The 19323-nt window shown below is 71.0% G+C and carries 13 protein-coding genes and 1 tRNA gene; 3 read left to right on the top strand and 11 right to left on the bottom strand.

The annotated features are described in order from the left end of the window. The first annotated feature begins 247 nt into the window (after positions 1-247). Entirely contained in the window at positions 248-1555 is a 1308-nt protein-coding gene (locus tag ACZ7HT_RS21340) for a YhgE/Pip domain-containing protein (protein WP_471168040.1), read from the top strand. Positions 1556-1735: 180 nt separating this feature from the next. Here ACZ7HT_RS21340 and recQ read toward each other — a convergent pair whose 3' ends face one another. The 6 genes from recQ to ACZ7HT_RS21370 all read right to left on the bottom strand — a co-directional run bounded on the left by recQ (position 1736) and on the right by ACZ7HT_RS21370 (position 8681). Further along, a complete protein-coding gene (recQ, locus tag ACZ7HT_RS21345; protein WP_471168042.1) occupies positions 1736-3865 on the bottom strand; it encodes a DNA helicase RecQ in 2130 nt (709 codons plus the stop codon). A gap of 100 nt (positions 3866-3965) precedes the next feature. After that, positions 3966-5702 (bottom strand): ABC transporter ATP-binding protein, encoded by a 1737-nt coding sequence (locus ACZ7HT_RS21350; RefSeq protein WP_471168044.1) that lies wholly within the window; start codon positions 5700-5702, stop codon positions 3966-3968. 267 nt (positions 5703-5969) lie between these two features. Beyond that, a tRNA-Leu gene (locus ACZ7HT_RS21355) sits at positions 5970-6054 on the bottom strand. Between the two features lie 107 nt (positions 6055-6161). Continuing rightward, positions 6162-7325: an oxygenase MpaB family protein gene (locus tag ACZ7HT_RS21360; RefSeq protein WP_471168047.1), complete on the bottom strand. Its 1164-nt coding sequence runs from the start codon at positions 7323-7325 to the stop codon at positions 6162-6164. Between the two features lie 32 nt (positions 7326-7357). Beyond that, positions 7358-8410, bottom strand: a complete 1053-nt coding sequence (locus tag ACZ7HT_RS21365) for a polyprenyl synthetase family protein (protein WP_471168049.1) — start codon at positions 8408-8410, stop codon at positions 7358-7360. Further along, on the bottom strand, positions 8403-8681 hold the full coding sequence (locus ACZ7HT_RS21370) for a polyprenyl synthetase (protein WP_471168052.1): 279 nt from the start codon (positions 8679-8681) through the stop codon (positions 8403-8405). Before ACZ7HT_RS21370 ends, ACZ7HT_RS21365 begins: the two co-directional genes overlap by 8 nt. A gap of 246 nt (positions 8682-8927) precedes the next feature. Here ACZ7HT_RS21370 and ACZ7HT_RS21375 point away from each other — a divergent pair, with 246 nt between their 5' ends. Beyond that, entirely contained in the window at positions 8928-9773 is an 846-nt protein-coding gene (locus ACZ7HT_RS21375) for a S1 family peptidase (RefSeq protein WP_471168055.1), read from the top strand. A 63-nt stretch (positions 9774-9836) separates the two neighbouring features. Here the strand turns inward: ACZ7HT_RS21375 and ACZ7HT_RS21380 are convergent, their stop codons facing one another. Beyond that, entirely contained in the window at positions 9837-11561 is a 1725-nt protein-coding gene (locus ACZ7HT_RS21380; protein ID WP_471168058.1) for an acyl-CoA dehydrogenase family protein, read from the bottom strand. Between the two features lie 41 nt (positions 11562-11602). After that, positions 11603-12160, bottom strand: coding sequence for a PadR family transcriptional regulator (locus ACZ7HT_RS21385; protein ID WP_471168061.1), 558 nt, complete (start codon positions 12158-12160; stop codon positions 11603-11605). 132 nt (positions 12161-12292) lie between these two features. Here ACZ7HT_RS21385 and ACZ7HT_RS21390 point away from each other — a divergent pair, with 132 nt between their 5' ends. Then, the gene (locus tag ACZ7HT_RS21390; protein WP_471168063.1) at positions 12293-14593 is read left to right on the top strand and encodes an ADP-ribosyltransferase domain-containing protein; all 2301 of its coding nucleotides are present in this window, start codon (positions 12293-12295) and stop codon (positions 14591-14593) included. A gap of 106 nt (positions 14594-14699) precedes the next feature. On the opposite strand, the gene pntB is transcribed toward ACZ7HT_RS21390, so the two are convergent. The 3 genes from pntB to ACZ7HT_RS21405 form a co-directional block, all read right to left on the bottom strand. Beyond that, positions 14700-16118, bottom strand: coding sequence for a Re/Si-specific NAD(P)(+) transhydrogenase subunit beta (pntB, locus tag ACZ7HT_RS21395; protein WP_471168065.1), 1419 nt, complete (start codon positions 16116-16118; stop codon positions 14700-14702). Position 16119: 1 nt separating this feature from the next. Next, entirely contained in the window at positions 16120-17703 is a 1584-nt protein-coding gene (locus ACZ7HT_RS21400; protein ID WP_471168067.1) for a Re/Si-specific NAD(P)(+) transhydrogenase subunit alpha, read from the bottom strand. 169 nt (positions 17704-17872) lie between these two features. Continuing rightward, entirely contained in the window at positions 17873-19240 is a 1368-nt protein-coding gene (locus ACZ7HT_RS21405; RefSeq protein ID WP_471168070.1) for an MFS transporter, read from the bottom strand. Positions 19241-19323: the final 83 nt, after the last annotated feature.

The following is a 19323-nucleotide window of genomic DNA, read 5'->3' on the forward strand; positions in this document are numbered from 1 at the left end:
GGGGGTCGTCCCCACTGAAACCCGGCGCCGACGGGTCCGCAATCGGAGGGCGACCGGCGCGGCGCCGGATACGCCGGACCGACCCGCCCGCCTCGTACGGGGGCACGACAGGCCCGGCGCGCCGATGCAAATCACCGACCTGGCAGCCGGCCCCACGCGCCCCGCTCCGTTCGGACACCCGACACGCCCGCCGCGTACGGGCGCCCGAAATGCCCGGATCGCGGCCCCGTCCGCCGACGATGGCCCCATGACCTCCGCGATCCCCCCGAACACCCCGGACCCCGCCCCGGGCCCGGACCCGGCCCACGGCCCCCAGGTCCGCGCCTCCGCGCTCCTGCGGCACGCCAAGCTGTGGCTCGTACCGACCGTCCTGTGCGCCCTGGTGTCGCTGCTCCTGTCACTCCTCTACATGGGGGGCATCCTCAGCCCCAGCGACCACCTGGACCGGCTGCCCATCGCCCTGGTCGACGAGGACGAGGGCCGCCCGCTGCCCGGACAACAGGAGAACCTGGGGAAGCAGATCACCGACACCATCGCCACGGTCGGCTCCTCGAAGACCACCATCGACTGGCGCCGCCTCGACGCGACGGAGGCCCAGGACGCGCTGGCCTCGGGCAAGGTCTTCGGCGCCCTGGTCGTCCCGGCCGACTTCACCGCCTCCGTCGCGGCCCTGACCACGAACCGGGCGACCGCCCGCCCGACGCTGACCGTGCTCACCAACCCCGGCCTCGGCAGCCTGGGTTCGTCCCTGGCGTCCCAGATCAACCAGGGCGCGGCACACCAGGCCTCACTGGCCATCGGCAAACAGCTCGCGGCCACCAGCGCCGTACCGACCACGCGGGTGCTCCTCGCCGACCCCGTCGCGGTCGTCACCCGCGTCGGCCATCCCATCGGCCGGCACAGCGGGCTCGGCCTGACCGCCTTCTACTACACGCTGCTGCTGGTCCTGGGCGGCTTCATCGGCGGGAACCTCGTCAACGCGGGCGCCGACACCGCGCTGGGCTACGCCGACAGCGAGATCGGGCCCTGGCACACCCGCCGGCCGACCGTCCCCGTCAGCCGCACGCAGACGCTCGTCCTGAAGATGGTGATGACCGCCGGGATCTCGCTCCTCACGACCACGCTCGTCATGATCGCGACGATCGCGATCCTGGGCATGGACGCCGACCACATCCCGATGCTGTGGCTCTTCTCCTACTGCGCGACGGTCGCCGTCGGCCTGGGTGTCCAGGCCATCAACGCCGCCTTCGGGGGCATCGGCCAGCTCGTGTCCATGTTCGTCTTCATCGCGCTGGCCCTGCCCTCCTCCGGGGCGACGGTCCCCCTGGAGGCCACCCCGGCGTTCTACCGCTTCCTGGGCGTCTTCGAGCCGATGCACCAGCTCAGCTCGGGCATCAGGTCCATCCTGTACTTCGACGCCCGAGCGGACGCGGGTCTCGCCCGCGGCTGGATCATGATCGCGGTCGGCGTGGCGGGAGCCCTGCTGTTCGGCTTCGCCATGACCCACTACTACGACCGCAGGGGGCTGCGCCGTCTCACACCGCAGCCCGAGTGAGCGACTACCAGGCGCTGCTGAAGTGCCGACGTGGCCCTCGTACCAGTCGTAGGCGGAGGCAGCGATCATCGACCTCACCCAACGGACCGCCGCCGCCGAGGCGTTCCCGCGCCCGGGGAACGACCGGAGGCCGTGTCGGACGTCTCCGACACGGCCTCCGTCGACCGGTAGGAAACCGGTCTACTCGTCCTCGTCCCACGGCGGTTCGAACTCGTCGTCCCACGGCGGCTCCTCGTCGAAGGACGGCGGAACCTCCGACGGCGCTGAGGCGGACGCGGCCCGCGTGGCGGACGCTGTCGGGGCGGCAGGCGCGGCCGGGGCGGCGGGCGGCGCTGTCGGGGCGGCTGGGGCGGCAGGCGCGGCGGGCGCTGTCGGGGCGGCGGGCACTGTCGGGGCGGCAGGCGCGGAGGATGCGCCGGCTCCGTCCGGACCCGCACCGTCCGTCCCCCCGCCCCCGGACTGCGCCAGGGTCACGAGGACCCCCTCGGCGTACTTGGTGAGCTTGGCCTCGCCGACGCCCCCGATGGTGCCGAGCTCCTCGACGGTGGCGGGCAGGCGGCTCGCGATCTCGCGGAGCGTCGCGTCGTGGAAGACGACGTACGCCGGCACGCCCTGCTCGCGCGCCGTCGCGGCCCGCCAGGCGCGGAGGGCCTCGAAGACCGGTACGGCGGCCTCGGGCAGGTCGACGGGTACCCGCGCGCCCTTGCCGGAGCGGGTCCCGGACTCCTTCCGGGAGGCGGCGGGCGCCTTCTCCTTGCGCATCGGGACCTGGCGGCGTCCGCCGAGGACCTCGCCGCTGTCCTCCGTGAGCACGAGCGTCCCGTAGTCGCCCTCCACCGCGAGCAGCCGCTGGGCGAGGAGCTGGCGGACGACCCCGCGCCACTCGGCGGTGCCGAGGTCCGAGCCGACGCCGAACACCGACAGCTGGTCGTGGTCGAACTGGATGACCTTGGCCGTCTTCTTGCCCTGGAGGATGTCGATGATCTGCCCGGCGCCGAACTTCTGCCGCCGTTCCTTCGCGAGCCGCCACACGGTGGACAGCAGCTTCTGCGCGGCGACGGTCCCGTCCCAGGACTCGCCGGGCGTCAGGCAGGTGTCGCAGTTGCCGCAGGGCTTGCCGGACTGCCCGAAATACTCCAGGAGGCGCACGCGGCGGCAGTCGACCGTCTCGCAGAGCGCGAGCATGGCGTCCAGGTGCATGGCCAGGGAGCGGCGGTGCGTCTCGTCGCCCTCGGAGCCGTCGATGAGCTTGCGCTGCTGGACGACGTCCTGGAGGCCGTACGCCAGCCAGGCCGTGGCCGGCTCCCCGTCGCGGCCCGCGCGGCCGGTCTCCTGGTAGTAGCCCTCGACCGACTTCGGCAGGTCGAGGTGGGCCACGAAGCGTACGTCCGGCTTGTCGATGCCCATGCCGAAGGCGATGGTCGCCACGACGACGACCCCGTCCTCCCGCAGGAAGCGGGCCTGGTTCGCCGCGCGCGTCCGGGCGTCCATGCCGGCGTGGTACGGGACGGCGTCGATGCCGTGCTCCACGAGGGCGGCCGCCGTCTTCTCCACGGAGGCCCGCGAGAGGCAGTAGACGACGCCCGCGTCCCCGTCGTGCTCGGTCCTGATCAGCTCCAGGAGCTGCTTGACCGGGTTGTTCTTCGGGACGATGCGGTACTGGATGTTCGGCCGGTCGAAGCCGGCGACGAAGTGCCGGGCGTCCTCAAGGCCGAGGCGCTTCGCGATCTCGGCGTGGGTGGCCTCGGTGGCCGTGGCCGTCAGCGCGATCCGCGGCACCTTCGGCCACCGCTCGTGGAGCATGGAGAGGGCGAGGTAGTCGGGCCGGAAGTCGTGGCCCCACTGGGCGACGCAGTGCGCCTCGTCGATCGCGAAGAGCGACACCGCGCCCCGGTCGAGCAGCCGCTGGGTGCCCTCGGTGCGCAGCCGCTCGGGGGCCAGGTAGAGCAGGTCGAGCTCGTCCGCGAGGAACGCCTGCTCGACGGCCTGCCGCTCGTACGGGTCCTGTGTCGAGTTCAGGAAGCCGGCCCGCACCCCCAGCGCCCTGAGCGCGTCCACCTGGTCCTGCATCAGGGCGATGAGGGGCGAGATCACGACGCCCGTGCCCGCTCTGACCAGGGCCGGGATCTGGTAGCAGAGCGACTTGCCGCCGCCCGTCGGCATCAGGACGAGCGCGTCGCCGCCGCCGACGACCTGCTCGATGATCTCCTGCTGCTCCCCCCGGAAGGAGCTGTAGCCGAAGACACGGCTCAGCACCCGGGCGGCGTCGGAGATCTCGGTGGTGGCGTCAGGAGCGTCGGAAAGGACCATTTCTGAAGCCTAGCCGTCCGCACCGACACCCCGGCCCCGCCCGGGACAACCTGTGGATAACCCCTGACACCCCACGTCACCGCGTCGCCACATCGCCCCGTCACCGCAGGCCGACCGCCGCAGAGGTGTCGTCGATGAAGCCGCCCGACTGGTGCTGCCACAGCTTCGCGTAGGCGCCCTCGGCGGTGAGGAGCTCCTGGTGCGTGCCCTGCTCGATGATCCGTCCCCGGTCGAGGACGACGAGCTGGTCCATCGTGGCCACCGTGCTCAGCCGGTGGGCGACCACGAGGGCCGTCCGCCCCTCCATGAGCCTCCACAGCGCGTCCTGGACGAGCATCTCGCTCTCGGAGTCCAGGGCGCTGGTCGCCTCGTCGAGCAGCAGGATCGGGGCGTCGCGGAGGATCGCCCGGGCGAGGGCGACCCGCTGGCGCTGGCCGCCGGACAGCTTGACCCCCCGCTCGCCGACCATGGTCTCGAAGCCCTCGGGGAGGCCGTCCGCGAACTCCGTGACGTGCGCCGCCTCGGCCGCGCGGCGGATCTCGGCCTCGGTGGCGTCCGGCCGGGCGAAGGCGATGTTCTCCCGCAGGGTGCGGTGGAACATCGCGGGGTCCTGGGGGACGTACGCGATCAGGCTGCGCAGGTCGGTCTGCCTGAGCCGGCTGATGTCCTGGCCGCCGATCGTGATCCGGCCGCCGTCGATGTCCGTCATGCGCAGGAGCAGCCGGGTGAGGGTGGTCTTGCCGCCGCCGGACCGGCCCACGAATCCGATCTTCGCGCCGCTGGGCACGTCCAGGTCGAGGCCCTCGAAGAGCGGCTTCGCGCCCGCGTGGGCGAAGGTCACCTTCTCGAAGCTGACTCGGGCGTCGGCGGGCAGGAGGGGTTCCGGGGTCTCCGGGTCGAGGACGGTCGGCTTGTCGAGGAGGAGCTCGGTGAACTGCGCGGCCTCCGTCATCGAGCCTTCCAGTCGCCGGTAGATCTGGTTGAACTCGAACATGATCCGGGTGGCGTTGGCGTAGTACGTGAAGGCGACGATGACGGCCTCGACGCCGTGCTCCCCGCCGCCGAGGGCGACGGCGAGGACGAGTCCGAGGACGTTCGTCAGGACGGACATCGGCGCGACGAGCGTGTCGATGCGCAGGTTGCCGTAGTCCCAGGAGCGCAGGGTGAGCCGCCGCGACTCGGCGACGCGGGACCGGTGCTCGGCGGCCTCGCGCCGCTCGGCGCCGAAGGACCGGACCGTGTCCATGTTGGTGAGGCTGTCGGCGACGTGGCCCGAGACCCGGGCGATGGCCTGTTCCCGCTGGGCGACGAGCGCCTGGCGGCGCCGGATCAGCGGTGTCACGACCGCGCCCGTGACCGTGATGAGGACCAGGAGTCCGACCACGAGCAGGGGGTCGTACTGCCAGAGCACGACCGAAGCGAACGCGAGGGGCACGAAACTGCCCATGACGTTGAAGGTCAGCGTGTCGATGAACTCCTCGAAGCGGGAGGCGAAGCTGAGGACCCGTTTGGTCAGTGATCCGGCGAAGTTGTCGTGGAAGAACGCGGCGTCCTTGGCGAAGAGTTCATCCATGCCGATGACGTACAAGCTCTCGATGCCGCGCGCATCGACCCGGTTCAGGCAGTGGTAGCAGACGCGCCACATGACCTCGCCGAGCAGCAGGACGCCGGTGAATCCCAGAACGTACGGAAGAAGGGGGCCGACGCCGCCGGTGCCGCCCTCCGCGATCCGTCCGACGAGTTTGGCGACGACCAGTGGTGCGACGTAGTGGATGGCGATGTTGCCGAGCGCCGCCAGGAGCAGCGTCGACACGGTCAGCCATCGAAGGCGGACCATTTCCCGTCCGTAGAAGCGAAGCGCGAGGAGTACCGAACCTTTGTTCGGCAAACCTTCGCGCGATTCAGGTGATCCCATACCCAACCCTGTGTTCTCGTACCGAAGGTGAGTAAAAGGAGTCTGCCGCTCCGACGCTCTCGCGGTCCAAGCATTTTCCGTCCGACCGTCCGGTCGGGCATGCGTGCCCCCCCCCGGCGCCATGTCACCCCAGGCGGAAACACCACGTGGCGGCCGGGAGATCCCGACCGCCACGTGGTGCATTTCTTGTGTCCGAGGGGGGACTTGAACCCCCACGCCCGATAAAGGGCACTAGCACCTCAAGCTAGCGCGTCTGCCATTCCGCCACCCGGACCAGGTGATTGTCCTTCCGGGGTTTCCCCCGGCGACGAAGAACAATCTATCAGGTGTTCGGGGTGCTCTTCACCCTCGTTTCCGGTGGTCAGCGGGGGTGGGAGCGCGTCACGGGGAGACCGTGACGGGCGGCGGGGTCCAGCGACGGGTACGCGGGGGACCGGCGGGGAGGCCGTAGTCCTTCCTGAGGTGTTCGGGGATGGCGTAGTGCATGACGCGTCCGCGGGTGAGGGAGGACAGTTCGAGGACGGTGGTGAGGTGGCCGAGGCGGTCCAGGGCCCAGGCGCCCACCGGGGAGCGGTCCTCGATCGTCTCCAGGACGCCGAGGAGGTGGGGCACGGACTTCACGACGGTGTCCCAGGGGGTACGGGGCACCTCCAGCCAGTCGCCGCAGGTGTCGCCGACGAGGTAGCGGATGAGCGCGGAGACGATCGGGTCGAAGAAGGTGCCGGGGACGACCTCCTCGTAGAGGTCGATGAGCTGCCGGGTCAGATGGACGCCCTCGGGGGACGGTCCCATGTGGCGGAGCATGTACAGGTCGAGGAAGCGGCGGGCGTCGTCGAGGGTCTTGGGGACGGCGTCCTGGTCGACGCCCAGCATGGCGCCGACGACGCGCCAGGCGTAGTAGTAGGCGTCGGCGCCCTCGGAGGACATGTGGATGCCGAGGCGGTGCAGGCTGTCGAGGACGAGCATCGAGAAGAACATCTGCCCGCCGATCATGTCCTCCTGGCAGATCGGCACGCCCGACGCCTCGACGTCCCAGAGGTTCTCGCGGGTGAGGTGGTGCCGGATGGAGGCGTGCAGCAGGCGGACCTTCTGCGCGGCGGGAATGAAGCGGCTGCCGGCCTCGAAGGCGTCGGGCTGCATCAGGTAGACGGTGAACTGTCCGGTCTCCGCCATCCGCTTTGAAGGGTACTTGAGACCGTGCGTCGCGGAGAGCAGCTTCGCCACGTGCGGGACGAGGTAGCAGGCGGGCATGGAGGCGAAGGAGAGGGCGGTGGAGATGTGCACGTTGTTGTCGATGAAGAACAGCCGGGCCTTCTCCATCTCCGCCCAGTCCACCCAGGACGGCGGGGTGCTCGTGGCGTGGAGGTACTCGCGGGCGACCTCGGGCAGCCCGTCCGGCAGCGGGGCGCCCGCGGTGGAGACGTACCGCATGAGGGTGTTGAACGTGCCGACCTCGCCGCGTTCGAAGAGGGTGGCGACCGTGGCGTCGGCGAGTTCGTCACCGGTGTGGCGCAGGGCGTCCATGGACGCCTCGGTGGGGGTCATGGGAAGGACTCCTTGTCCAGGATCGTTCTGCGTCAGGAACGGCGGACCGCGGCCGAGTACGCGAGGGCGGTGAGCGCGGCGGCGGGGGCCGCGGGCAGGTTCAGTTCGTCGAGCGCGCGCAGGGCCTCGTCGACCCGCTCGGTGATCATGGCCTCGACCCGCTCGGGCGCCTCCAGCCGCCGCATCAGCTCGCGTACGGCCTCCAGGGCGTCCCCGTCGGCTTCGGGCCGGCCGAGCAGCTCACGCAGCCGGGCGCGTTCCTCCTCGCCGGCCAGCCGCCAGGTCTCGGCGAGCAGGGCCGTCGGCCGGTGTCCCCGTACGTCGTCGGCGTCGGCCTTTCCGGTGGCCTCCGGGTCGCCGAACAGGCCGAGCAGGTCGTCCCTCAGCTGGAACGCCTCGCCGAGCGGCACGCCGTACGCGGAGTAGCCCTCGCGCAGGCGCCCGCCCGCCCCGGCCAGCGCCCCGCCGATCAACAGGGGCTGTTCGACGGTGTACTTGGCGGTCTTGTAGCGGATCACCTTCAGCGAGGCCGTCGTGTCCGGAGCGGCTCCGGTACGCAGGATCTCCAGCGACTCCCCCGCGACGAGGTCCCGGGCGAGCGCCGCCCACAGCGGGCGGGCCCGGCCGAGGTAGGCGCCGGGCAGACCGCTGGTGACGAAGAGCTGCCCGGCGAGCGACATGAGCAGGTCGCCGACCAGCATCGCGAGCGAGCGCGCTCCCGCGGCGGGCCGCGGGTGGTGCGCGACCGCGCCGCGCAGGGCCATGTGCGCGGTGGGCCGGCCGTGCCGCAGCGGACTGTCGTCGATCAGGTCGTCGTGCACGACGGCGGCCGCGTGCACCAGCTCCATGGAGGCCGCCGCCCGTACGAGCGCCTCGCTGTCGGGCTGCCCCACCGCGCGCCAGCCCCAGTAACAGAACGCCGCCCGCAGTCGCTTGCCGTCCGCCACCGCCGACTCCAGCTGCCCGGCCACCGGGCCGAGCGCCGGGTCGACCGCCGTGAGCTCGTCGGCCTCCTCGGCGGCGTACCTCCGCAGCACCTCGTCGACGCGCGCCTTGAACGCGGTCGGCTCCCAGCGCTCAGCCACCGTCGCCGGCCCGCTGTGCGAGGACGTGCCGGGCGAGGACCTCCAGATGGGCCGGAGGCGGGGACATGTACCGGTCCAGCACGAGGCGGCCGCGCGCCTCCAGGTCCCGCTCGGCCTCGCTCGCCAGCTCGGCGGCGTCCGACCTCCTCAGCAGACCCCGTACGACCCCGAGGCCCGAACCCAGCGTGGTCACCGCCAGATCCGCCAGCCCCGCCGCCAGTAACACCGCCCGCTCGTCCAGACCCCCACGGGATCCCGATTCTCGCGTCACACCCACTCCCCCGGTTCATGGTCACCAGTCGCCGCCAGTGTGGCGGCGGGCTGGTGGACCGTGGCGGCGGAACTCACGAACGAGTGATCCACTCACTCAAAAGGATCAGTTGAGGTTTAGGGCCCCCAGGAGTGCTCTTCGCGTCAACCGGGCCCGCAGTCTTGCCAGTTGCGGCATCTCCTCCAAAGAATGTGCATGACAACCGAAGGATCTTCGGCTGCACAGTCATCAGAGGGGAACCCCCACATGAAGAAGCCTCTCGTCGGCGCCCTGCTCGCCCTGCTCCTGACGGGCGCGGCAGCGGTCCCGGCCGCCGCCTCCGCACCCCGGGAGACGGTCGCGCAGGCCCCGGCGGTGACCGCCGTCGACTTCGCCGGAACGGTCGCGCTCAGCAACTGTTCAGGCTCCGTCGTCCGCACGCCCAGCTCCCTGCCGAGCGACCCCGCGCTCGTCCTCTCCAACGGGCACTGCCTGGAGACGGGCTTCCCGGCGCCCGGCCAGGTCGTCATGAACAAGCGCTCCACCCGCTCGTTCACGCTGCTCAACTCGGCCGGCACCGGCGTCGGCACCCTGCGCGCCAGCAAGATCGCGTACGGCACGATGACCGACACGGACATCTCGATCTACCAGCTGACCAAGACCTACGCGCAGATACAGAGCACGTACGGCATCAGCGCCCTGACCCTCAACGACGCCCACCCGGTGCAGGGTTCGGCGATCAAGGTGGTCTCCGGGTACTGGAAGCGGATCTACAGCTGCAACGTCGACGGCTTCGTGTACCGCATGAAGGAGGGCGACTGGACCTGGAAGGACTCGGTCCGGTACACCTCGGCGTGCAACACGATCGGCGGCACGTCCGGCTCGCCCGTGATCGACGCCACCACCGGCAAGGTCGTCGCCGTCAACAACACGGGCAACGAGAACGGTGAGAGCTGCACCGTGAACAACCCGTGCGAGATCGACGAGAGCGGCGCCGTCACCGTCCACCAGGGCATCAACTACGCCCAGGAGACGTACATCATCGTCCCCTGCATCGGCGCCGGCAACGTGATCGACCTGAACCGCCCGGGCTGCACCCTGCCCAAGCCGTAACGCCTCGACCGCACCTGCCCGCCGCCCCGAAAAGGGCGGCGGGCAGGTGCGGTTGCGGGTCGCTCAGGGCGTCATCTCGTACGCGCCCGACAGCGCCTCGACGCGCTGCCAGACCCGCTCCGACCGCGCCTCGTCGACGACGGGGCGGCGGACCGCGCCGAGCGCCCAGAGCTGCTGCTGCTCGGTCGCGGAGTCCTTGCCGTGCAGCTCGACCGCGTGCGCCGAGAAGTCACGGACGAGGACGGCGAACAGCTCGTCGAGCACGTCCTCGGCGAGACCGGTCAGGGCGGCCTGCTCCAGGACCAGCTGCCCGTGGACGACGAGCGCGAAGAGCTGGCCGACGGCGAGGAGCAGGTCGAGGTCGCGGCTCTGCTCCGCGTCGGGAGCGGCCTTGAGGACGAACTCGCAGAGCGCGTCGGCCTGTTCGCGGAAGCGGGCGACGTTCGGCACGTGGGCGTACGCCTCGTAGGCCGGGCGCCAGTCGTGGAAGCGGACCGAGCCGAGGCCGCGGGCCGGGCCCTGCCGGAACAGGAACGTGTCGTCGGCCGCGTCACGACGCGTCGGCACGGGCTCGTACGCGACCGGGTCGAGGAGGTGGTTGCGCATGAACTTCAGGATGAGCGCCAGATTGACGTGGACGGTGCCCTCCAGCTTCGGCAGGCCGCGGATCTCCACGGCGGCCTCGGCGAAGTAGTTGTCCTTCTCGAAGCCCTTGGCGGCGATCACGTCCCACATCAGGTCGATGACCTTCTCGCCCTCCGTGGTCACCTTCATCTTCGTCATCGGGTTGAAGAGGAGGTAGCGGCGGTCCTCGGGACCGGCCGTGCGGAAGTAGTCGACGGCGCGGTCGCTGAACAGCTTCATGCCGACGAGACGGACGTACGCGTCGGTCAACTCGCGCCGCACGTGCGGGAAGACGGTGACCGGCTTGCCGTACAGGATGCGGTTCTGCGCGTGGGTGACGGCCTCGTACATCGCGTGCTCGCAGATGCCGATCGAGGCGGTGCACAGGTTGAACTTGCCGACGTTGACGGTGTTGAGGGCGGCGTCGAAGGCGGCGCGGCCGGTGTGGAGGACGTCCTCGGCGGCGACCGGGTAGTCCTCCAGGCGGAACTCGCTGACGTACTTCGACGAGTCGACGACGTTCTTGACGAGGTGGTACGCCGGGTGGCGGCTGTCGGCGGCGAAGAAGACGTAGCCGTCGGGGCCCTCGACGTCGGTGCGGCGGCCGAAGACGGAGACGAGCCCGGCGGCGTTGCCGTTGCCGATGTAGTACTTGGAGCCGGTGGCGCGGAAGCCGCCCTCGCCGTCGGGCGTGAGCAGCATGTCGGTGGAGTAGATGTCGGCGCCGTGCGACTTCTCGGAGAGGCCGAAGGCGAACACCTCGCCCTGGGAGAGGAGTTCGGCGGCGCGGGCGCGGGCGGCGGCGTTGTCGCTCTGCCAGACCGGGCCGAGGCCGAGGATGGTGACCTGCCAGGCGTACCAGTAGTCGAGTCCGTAGAAGCCGAGGATCTCGTTGAGGGCGGCGATGCGGGCGGTGTCCCAGCGCTTGTCGCCCTCGTCCTCGCCGGCGGCGGAGGACGGGGTCAGGAAGGTCGCGAAGAGCCCTTCCTCGGCGGCGAAGGCGAGGAAGTCGCCGAGCCAGGCGCGGGTCCGGTAGTCCTCGATGATCCGGCGCTTGCCGCGCGCCTCGAACCAGTCCACGGTGGCGCGGAGCAGCCGGCGGGTCTCCGGGTCGAAGTGCGCGGGGTCGTAGGTGTGCGGGTTGAACAGCAGCGGGTCGGCCATGACGTCCGCCTTTCAAGGATCGAGGGGTGGGTACGGCTCGTTCAGCGGTCGGCTTCGAACCGGGCGAGCGTGGCGAGGACGTCGTCGAGCCAGGCGATCATCATCCGCTCGTACGCGATGCCGCCGCGCAGCACGGCGTGCTGGAGCTCCCGCTCGGCGTCGAGCGGCCCGTCGATCTCGTCCTCCGGGAAGTCGCGCGCCTCGCCCGCGAGGTAGTGCTCCAGGCGGTCGGTGTGCGCCCGCCGGTGCCGCCGGACCTCGCCGATGAGTGCGGCCGGATCGTCGAAGGCGGCTCCGCGGATCTTCACGGCGAGGTCGTGGCGCACGCTCTCGGGCTCGATCGGCTCGTGCAGCCACGCGGAGAGCGCGTCCCGGCCCGGTCCGGCGACGGAGTACTCCTTCTTGTCGGGACGCCCCTGCTGGGGGACGTCCCGGACGTCCACCCAGCCGTCGCTCTCCATGCGCTTGAGCACGCGGTAGATCTGCTGGTGGGTGGCGGTCCAGAAGTATCCGATGGACCGCTCGAAGCGCCGGGCCAGCTCGTAGCCGGATCCGGGCTTCTCGAGCAGGGACACGAGGATCGCGTGGTCGAGCGCCATGCGCCCGATCTTGCTATGCAACGAGTTGCATAGCAAGACGGACCGGCCCGGTGAGACACGGCTCACGGGCGTTGTCAGTGGTGGGCGATAGCTTCGAGATCGTTCGAAGGATTGCGTGACAGGGGGGAATTCATGGGTGTCGAGCGTGCGTTGAAGGTCGTTCTCGTCGACGTCAACGACGAGGTGGTGGCCGCCTGGAGGTCCGCGTTCGCGGACACGCCCGGGGTCGAGATCCGGCGGGGCTCCCTTCTGGACGTCGATGTGGACGCGTGGGTGTCCCCCACGAACGCGCGGGGCCGGATGGACGGAGGGGTCGACGCCCTCGTCAAGCGGCACCTCGGCGCCGGTGTCCAGGTGCGGGTGCAGCGGGCGATCCGCGACCGGTTCGGCGGGAGCCTGCCGGTGGGCAGCGCGGTGTGCGTCCCGTCCGGGGCGGCGGTGCCGCGCTATCTGATCTCGACGCCGACGATGCGGCAGTCCTCGCAGAACGTCAGCTCCACGATGAACGTGGCGCTGGCGTGCGCGGCGGCGTTCCAGGCGGTCCACCTGCAGAACCTGGCGAAGCCCGGCAGCATCCGCTCGGTGGCGCTCGTCGGGATGGGCGCGCGGACGGGGCAGGTGCCCGCGCAGGTGTGCGCCAATCTGATGTGGACGGGGTACACCCTGTTCCACGACCACGGCTTCGCGGACTACGACGCGTTGCGGGCGGCGGTACTGGGACAGCTGGACGACATCGAGGGCGCGGGCCCGGCGCAGCGGGTGCGGATCAAGGTGCCGGCCGCCCAGTCCCCCTCCCCCACAGCCGCGGGGCCGGCCGCCCAGACGCCCTCCCCCGCGCCCTCGGGCGACCCCTTGGGCCTGGCAGGGCTGTTCACCGGTGGCGGTGAGCCGTGGCTGCCGCTGCTCGCCCCGGTGATCGAGGCGCAGCCGGGGGCCGGCGCGTTCATCGGGCCGAAGCGGAGCCCGGAGGTGGTTCCGGTGCGCGAGCTGACGTTCCAGGCGCTCAAGCCGCATCCGCCGCACAAGTGGAGGGTGGTGGCCTTCGGGCAGAACCCGTATCCGCGGGCGGAGAGCGCGACGGGCATCGCGATGTTCGACAACACCTTCTACGACTGGAAGGACAGCCAGTTCGGCCGGGTGGTGAGCATCCGCTGTCTGATCAAGGCAGCCGCGATGTGGAAGTACGGGATCGCGAAGAAGACGCCGATCGCCGACGTCCGGGCGCTGTTGAAGAAGGAGGACACGGTCCAGCCGCCGGAGTGGTTCCAGGCGATGCTCACCCAGGGTGTGCTCCTGCTGAACGCGTCCCTCACGGCGAGTGCGGACGGGGCCGTGCCGACCGAGCAGCACACCTCGTTCTGGCGGCCCGTGGCCGAGCAGATCGTCGAGGAGATCCTCCGGGCGAAGCAGGACGCCGATGAGGAGGACCGCGGGGTGGTGTTCGCCTGGTGGGGCGCGCACGCCCGGAGTCTGAAGCGGGTCGTCCAGCGGCTGGAGAAGAAGTACCCGGGGGTGGAGGTCCGGCACCTGGACCACGTGAACCCGGCGGCGCAGGGGGACGTCTTCTGCGAGGGGGACCACTTCGCCCGGGTGAACGACGCCCTGGCGTCGGTGGGGGCCGAGCCGGTCGACTGGCTGCCGGCGAAAGGCTGGGACCAGGAGTCGGCCGGGGCCGGCGGGTCCGGCGGCGGCGGTGTCGCGGAGCGGATGGGGGCGTTCATCGCGTCGACGATGGAGCTGCACCAGCTCTATCTGGAGCGGCTCACGAGCGTCAAGGACGAGGGGCTCGTCCTGCCGCCGATCACCGGGGTGTTCGACACGCCGGTGATGGACTTCCGGAAGGCGGTCGAGCCGGTGACGCGGGTGCTCGCCAATCTGGACCGGTACGTGGAGCGGTCGAGCCGGTTCGCGGACTCCAAGGTGGCGGAGGCGGGAGCCGAGGGCGGTCTGTCGGCCGACGCGATCTCGGCGCTGTACCTGTACACGTGCGAGTCGGCGTTCTACCGCGAGATCAACGCCGTGCTGCGCTCGCCCGACCGGGAGCGGCTCGTGCCGTACCTGCCGTATCTGCGTCTGCTGTTCTCGGCGGTCGACGAACTGCCCGCCCAGACCCGTCCGTTGTGGCGCGGGGTGGCCCTCGACCTGCGCTCCCAGTACCCGCTGGGGCGCACGGTGACCTGGTGGGGCGTCTCCTCGTGCACGTCCGAGCCGAGCGTGGCCCGGTCCTTCCTCGGGAGCCGCGGCCGGCGGACCCTGTTCGAGGTGACACCGGCGCGTGCGGTGGGGATCCGGCGGTTCTCGGCGTTCACGGGCGAGGAGGAGTACATCCTCACCCCGGGCACCCAGCTGAAGGTCACCGGGGTGACGGCGGAACGCGGCGGCCTGTGCACCGTACGCCTGACGGAGCTGGAGGGGCAGGGGCTGGTGTCGTAGGGGGGCAGGAGGAACCTGTGAGGAAACCCCTCCCGGGCCCCGGAGGACCTGCGGCGAAAACCCCTCCCGGGCCGCGGCCGGCCCGGGAGGGGTGGGGGCCCGTGGGTCAGAGGGCGCCGACGATGTCCTCGACGCGGGCCTTCGCGTCGCCGAAGAGCATCGCGGTGTTCTCGCGGAAGAACAGCGGGTTCTGGACGCCCGCGTAGCCGGAGGCCATCGAGCGCTTGAAGACGATGACCTTGTTGGCCTCCCAGACGGTGAGCACCGGCATGCCGGCGATCGGGCTGCTGGGGTCCTCGGCTCCGGCCGGGTTGACGGTGTCGTTGGCGCCGATCACGAGGACGACGTCGGTGTCGGCGAAGTCGTCGTTGATCTCGTCCATCTCGAGGACGATGTCGTACGGCACCTTGGCCTCGGCGAGGAGCACGTTCATGTGGCCGGGCAGGCGGCCGGCGACGGGGTGGATGCCGAAGCGCACCTCGACGCCCTTCGCCCGCAGCTTCGAGGTGAGCTCGGCGACCGGGTACTGCGCCTGGGCGACGGCCATGCCGTAGCCGGGGGTGATGACCACGGACCGGGCCGCGCCGAGGAGTTCGGCGGCGGCCTGCGGGGTGATCTCCTGGTGCTCGCCGTAGTCGACGTCGGAGGACGCGGGCGCCTCGATGCCGAAGCCGCCGGCGATCACGGAGAGGAAGGAGCGGTTCATCGCCCGGCACATGATGTAGGACAGGTAGGCACCCGAGGAGCCGACCAGCGCGCCGGTGATGATCAGCAGGTCGTTGCCGAGCAGGAAGCCGGAGGCCGCCGCGGCCCAGCCGGAGTAGCTGTTGAGCATCGAGACGACGACCGGCATGTCGCCGCCGCCGATGGAGGCGACCAGGTGCCAGCCGAGGGCGAGCGCGAGAACCGTCACGGCGATCAGGAGCCACAGCTGCGGCGTGATCACGAACCACACGGTCAGGACGAGGAACAGGGCGAGCGAACCGAGGTTCAGCACGTTCTTGGCGGGCAGCACGAGCGGCTTGGAGCTGATCTTCGCCGACAGCTTCAGGTACGCCACGATGGAGCCGGTGAAGGTCACCGCACCGATGAACAGGCCGATGAACACCTCGGCGTGGTGGATGCCCAGCGTGCCGAGCGCGTCGAGAGCCCGGGACTCGTGCCCGCCGGGCTCGTGCTCGACGTTCAGGAAGCCGTTCCAGCTGACCAGTACGGCCGCCAGACCGACGAAGGAATGCAGCAGCGCGATCAGTTCGGGCATGCCGGTCATCTCGACGCCCCGGGCCCGCTGCAGCCCGATCAGCGCGCCGATCAGCATGGCCACGGCCATCAGGCCGAGGCCGGCGGTGCTGATGTCGCCGTCGATCGCGAGCACGATCGTCGCGACGAGCGCGACGCCCATGCCGAGCATGCCGAAGGCGTTGCCGAGCCGCGCGGACTCGTGCTTCGAGAGTCCTGCCAGCGCGAGGATGAACAGCAGCGCGGCAACGAGGTAAGCCGCCTGTGCGGCGATGGTCGCAGACATGTCAGCTCCGGTTGAACATGGCGAGCATGCGACGCGTCACCGCGAAGCCGCCGAAGACGTTGATACTGGCCAGAAGGATCGCCACGGCCGACAGCACCGTGACCGCGACGCTCGCGTGCCCGATCTGCAGGAGCGCGCCGACGACGATGATCCCGGAGATCGCGTTCGTCACCGACATGAGCGGCGTGTGCAGGGCGTGGTGGACATGCCCGATGACGTAGTAGCCGATCACGATCGCGAGCACGAAGACCGTCACGTGGGGCAGCAGTGCCGCCGGCGCGAACCCGGCGGCGAGGAAGAGCGCGAGCGCGCCGACGGCCACACCGCCGAACTTCCGCTTCGCCGTCATCGGTTCCTTCACCGGAGACGGCTTCGTCTCGGCCACCTTGGTCGCGGGCGCCGGGGCCGCCGAGACCTGCACCGGCGGGGGCGGCCAGGCCGACTCGCCCTCGCGTACGACGGTGATGGAGCGCTGCACCGGGTCGTCCCAGTCGAGGACGAGGGTCGCGTCCTTGCCGGGCGTCATCAGCTTGAGCAGGTTCACCAGGTTCGTGCCGTACAGCTGTGAGGCCTGCGCGGGCAGCCGGCCCGCCAGGTCGGTGTAGCCGATGATCGTCACGCCGTTCTCGGTGACGACCTTCTCGCCCTTCACGGTGCCCACGACGTTGCCGCCGTTGGCGGCCGCCATGTCGACGATCACCGAGCCCGGCTTCATGCTCGCCACCATCTCCGCGGTGACCAGCGTCGGCGCGGGGCGGCCGGGGATCAGCGCGGTGGTGATGACGATGTCGGCCTCTCGGCACTGCGCGCTGTAGAGCTCGACCTCGCGCGCCTTGTAGTCGTCGCCCATCTCCTTGGCGTAGCCCGTCTTGGAGACCTCGACCTCGGGGGACTCGATCGACAGGTACTCTCCGCCGAGGGACCGGACCTGGTCGGCGACCTCGGGCCGCGGGTCGGTCGCCCGTACGATCGCGCCGAGCGAGCCCGCCGCGCCGATCGCCGCCAGGCCCGCGACGCCGGCACCGGCGACGAGCACCTTCGCCGGCGGCACCTTGCCCGCGGCCGTCACCTGACCGGTGAAGAACCGGCCGAACGTGTGCGCGGCTTCGACGACGGCTCGGTAGCCGGCGATGTTCGCCATCGACGACAGCACGTCCATCGACTGCGCCCGGCTGATGCGCGGCACGGCGTCCATCGAGAGCGCCGTGAAGGGCCGGCGGCCCAGCTCTTCGACCATCTCGGGGTCGAACGCCGGGGCGAACAGCGCGATCACCGTCGCTTCGGGCCGTACCCGGTCCAGCTGTGCGGGACTCGGGGCGTTGACGCCGAGGACCACGTCGGCGGCCGTGGCATCGCCGATGCGCGCCCCGGCGGCCTCGTAGGCGCTGTCGGTGAAGCCCGCGGCGACACCCGCGCCGGAGTCGACGACCACGTCGTACCCCAGTTTGCGGATCGGCTCGATCGTGGCCGGCGTGGCCGAGACACGATGCTCACCTGCCCGCGCTTCTTTGAGGACTCCGACAATCACGAGTGTTCTCCGTTCGCTGGAGGTGGCGTCGACGGGGTGCAGACGGGGCGCAGACATCACCGAATTCGATTCGGGTTCTGAGTCCGACCAGAATCGGGCCGCCACCACCCGGATCGGAAGCGTGTGGGCGGTGATCCATCCCACATCACCCGACGGGGCGACGTCTCGCGCTCGGCGCGGGAGGCCGAGGGCCTGCGCGCGACCCCGAGCCCGACGCCACCGAGGCTCAGGCGGCGGACCTACGGGTGGCGGTGGCCGCCCGCGCGGGCCAGTGCGGGTGCAGGACGTCGATGTGGAAGTCGTGGCTGTGGCTCTGCTGCCCCGCTCCTGCGAGATGCGGGTGGTCCCGGGGGAGCTCGGGGTGGGCGTGCGGCAGTTCGGCCGGGTCGGTGCGGGGCCACAGCCGTACCGCGACCACGGTTCCGGTGAGCGCGACCGCCGTCAGGACGCCGGCCGCGACGGCCAGGCCGGCCCGCGCGGCGAGCCACCCGGCCAGCGGGTAGGTGAGGAGCCAGCAGGCGTGCGTGAGGGAGAACTGGGCCGCGAAGGCGGCGGGCAGGTCGGGCGTCGCCGCGGAGCGGCGGACGAGCCGGCCCCCGGGGGTGAGGATCGCCGAGGTCGCCGCGCCGACGAGCAGCCAGGCGACGAGGAGCGCGGGCCACGCCCACGAGCCCTTCCCGGGCCCTGCCGCGAGCCCGGCCCCCAGGAGCCCGAGCACGACGGTCATGACGACCGCGGCCGGCAGCATGAGGGCCCGGTCCCCCGCCCGGCCGAGCACCCGGGGCAGCAGCAGAGCCACGAGCATGGAGCCCGCCCCGTACGCGCCGAGCGCGAGCGACACGTCCCCGGCGGAGCCGCCCAGGGTGTCGCGGACCAGGACCACCGTGTTGACCAGGACCATGGCACCCACGGCGGCGACGACGAGATCGAGGGCGAGCAGGGCGCGCAGCCGAGGGGTGGCGAGGAAGAGGCGCGTCCCGAAGGCGGCCTTGGCGTACGCCCCGCCGGTGCGCTCGACCGGCGGGGGCTTGGGCAGCAGGACCGAGACGACCAGCACGCTGGAGGCGACGAAGCCGGCGGCGGTGCCGGTGAAGAGCCACGGGTACGAGACGAGGGACAGCAGGGCCGCCGCGAGCGCCGGGCTGAAGAGGCTCTCCAGGTCGTACGCGAGCCGGGAGAGCGACAGCGCCGTGGTGTAGTCGCGTTCCTCGGGCAGCACCTCGGGGATGGTCGCCTGGAAGGTCGGGGTGAAGGCGGCGGAGGCGGCCTGGAGCAGGAAGACCAGCGCGTACACCTGCCAGACCTGCGTCACGAACGGCAGGGCCAGCGCGACGGCGACCCTGATCAGGTCCATGGAGACGAGCAGTGCCCGTCTGGGCAGGTGATCGGCGAAGGCGCTGATGAGCGGTGCGATGCCGACGTACGCCACCATCTTGATCGCCAGTGCCGTACCGAGGACGGCGGAGGCGTTTCCGCCCGCGAGGTCGTACGCGAGCAGGCTCAGCGCGACGGTCGCGAGGCCGGTGCCGACGAGGGCGACCACCTGGGCGGTGAAGAGGTGGCGGTAGGTGCGGTTCCTCAGGACGGACAGCATGGGGGCACCCCTCGGTCGGCGGCGGGCCACTTCACCGTAACCGACACGTGCATACATGCGCACCTGTTGACTTGTCGCCGGGG

It is taken from the genome of Streptomyces sp. NPDC037410 (assembly GCF_055602235.1).

Bases quoted from the DNA above. Each gene is read 5' to 3' on its own strand.
- ACZ7HT_RS21340 (WP_471168040.1), top strand. From the start codon at position 248: ATGACCTCCGCGATCCCCCCGAACACCCCGGACCCCGCCCCGGGCCCG.
- recQ (WP_471168042.1), bottom strand. From the start codon at position 3,865: ATGGTCCTTTCCGACGCTCCTGACGCCACCACCGAGATCTCCGACGCC.
- ACZ7HT_RS21350 (WP_471168044.1), bottom strand. From the start codon at position 5,702: ATGGTCCGCCTTCGATGGCTGACCGTGTCGACGCTGCTCCTGGCGGCG.
- ACZ7HT_RS21360 (WP_471168047.1), bottom strand. From the start codon at position 7,325: ATGACCCCCACCGAGGCGTCCATGGACGCCCTGCGCCACACCGGTGAC.
- ACZ7HT_RS21375 (WP_471168055.1), top strand. From the start codon at position 8,928: ATGAAGAAGCCTCTCGTCGGCGCCCTGCTCGCCCTGCTCCTGACGGGC.
- ACZ7HT_RS21380 (WP_471168058.1), bottom strand. From the start codon at position 11,561: ATGGCCGACCCGCTGCTGTTCAACCCGCACACCTACGACCCCGCGCAC.
- ACZ7HT_RS21385 (WP_471168061.1), bottom strand. From the start codon at position 12,160: ATGGCGCTCGACCACGCGATCCTCGTGTCCCTGCTCGAGAAGCCCGGA.
- ACZ7HT_RS21390 (WP_471168063.1), top strand. From the start codon at position 12,293: ATGGGTGTCGAGCGTGCGTTGAAGGTCGTTCTCGTCGACGTCAACGAC.
- pntB (WP_471168065.1), bottom strand. From the start codon at position 16,118: ATGTCTGCGACCATCGCCGCACAGGCGGCTTACCTCGTTGCCGCGCTG.
- ACZ7HT_RS21400 (WP_471168067.1), bottom strand. From the start codon at position 17,703: ATGTCTGCGCCCCGTCTGCACCCCGTCGACGCCACCTCCAGCGAACGG.
- ACZ7HT_RS21405 (WP_471168070.1), bottom strand. From the start codon at position 19,240: ATGCTGTCCGTCCTGAGGAACCGCACCTACCGCCACCTCTTCACCGCC.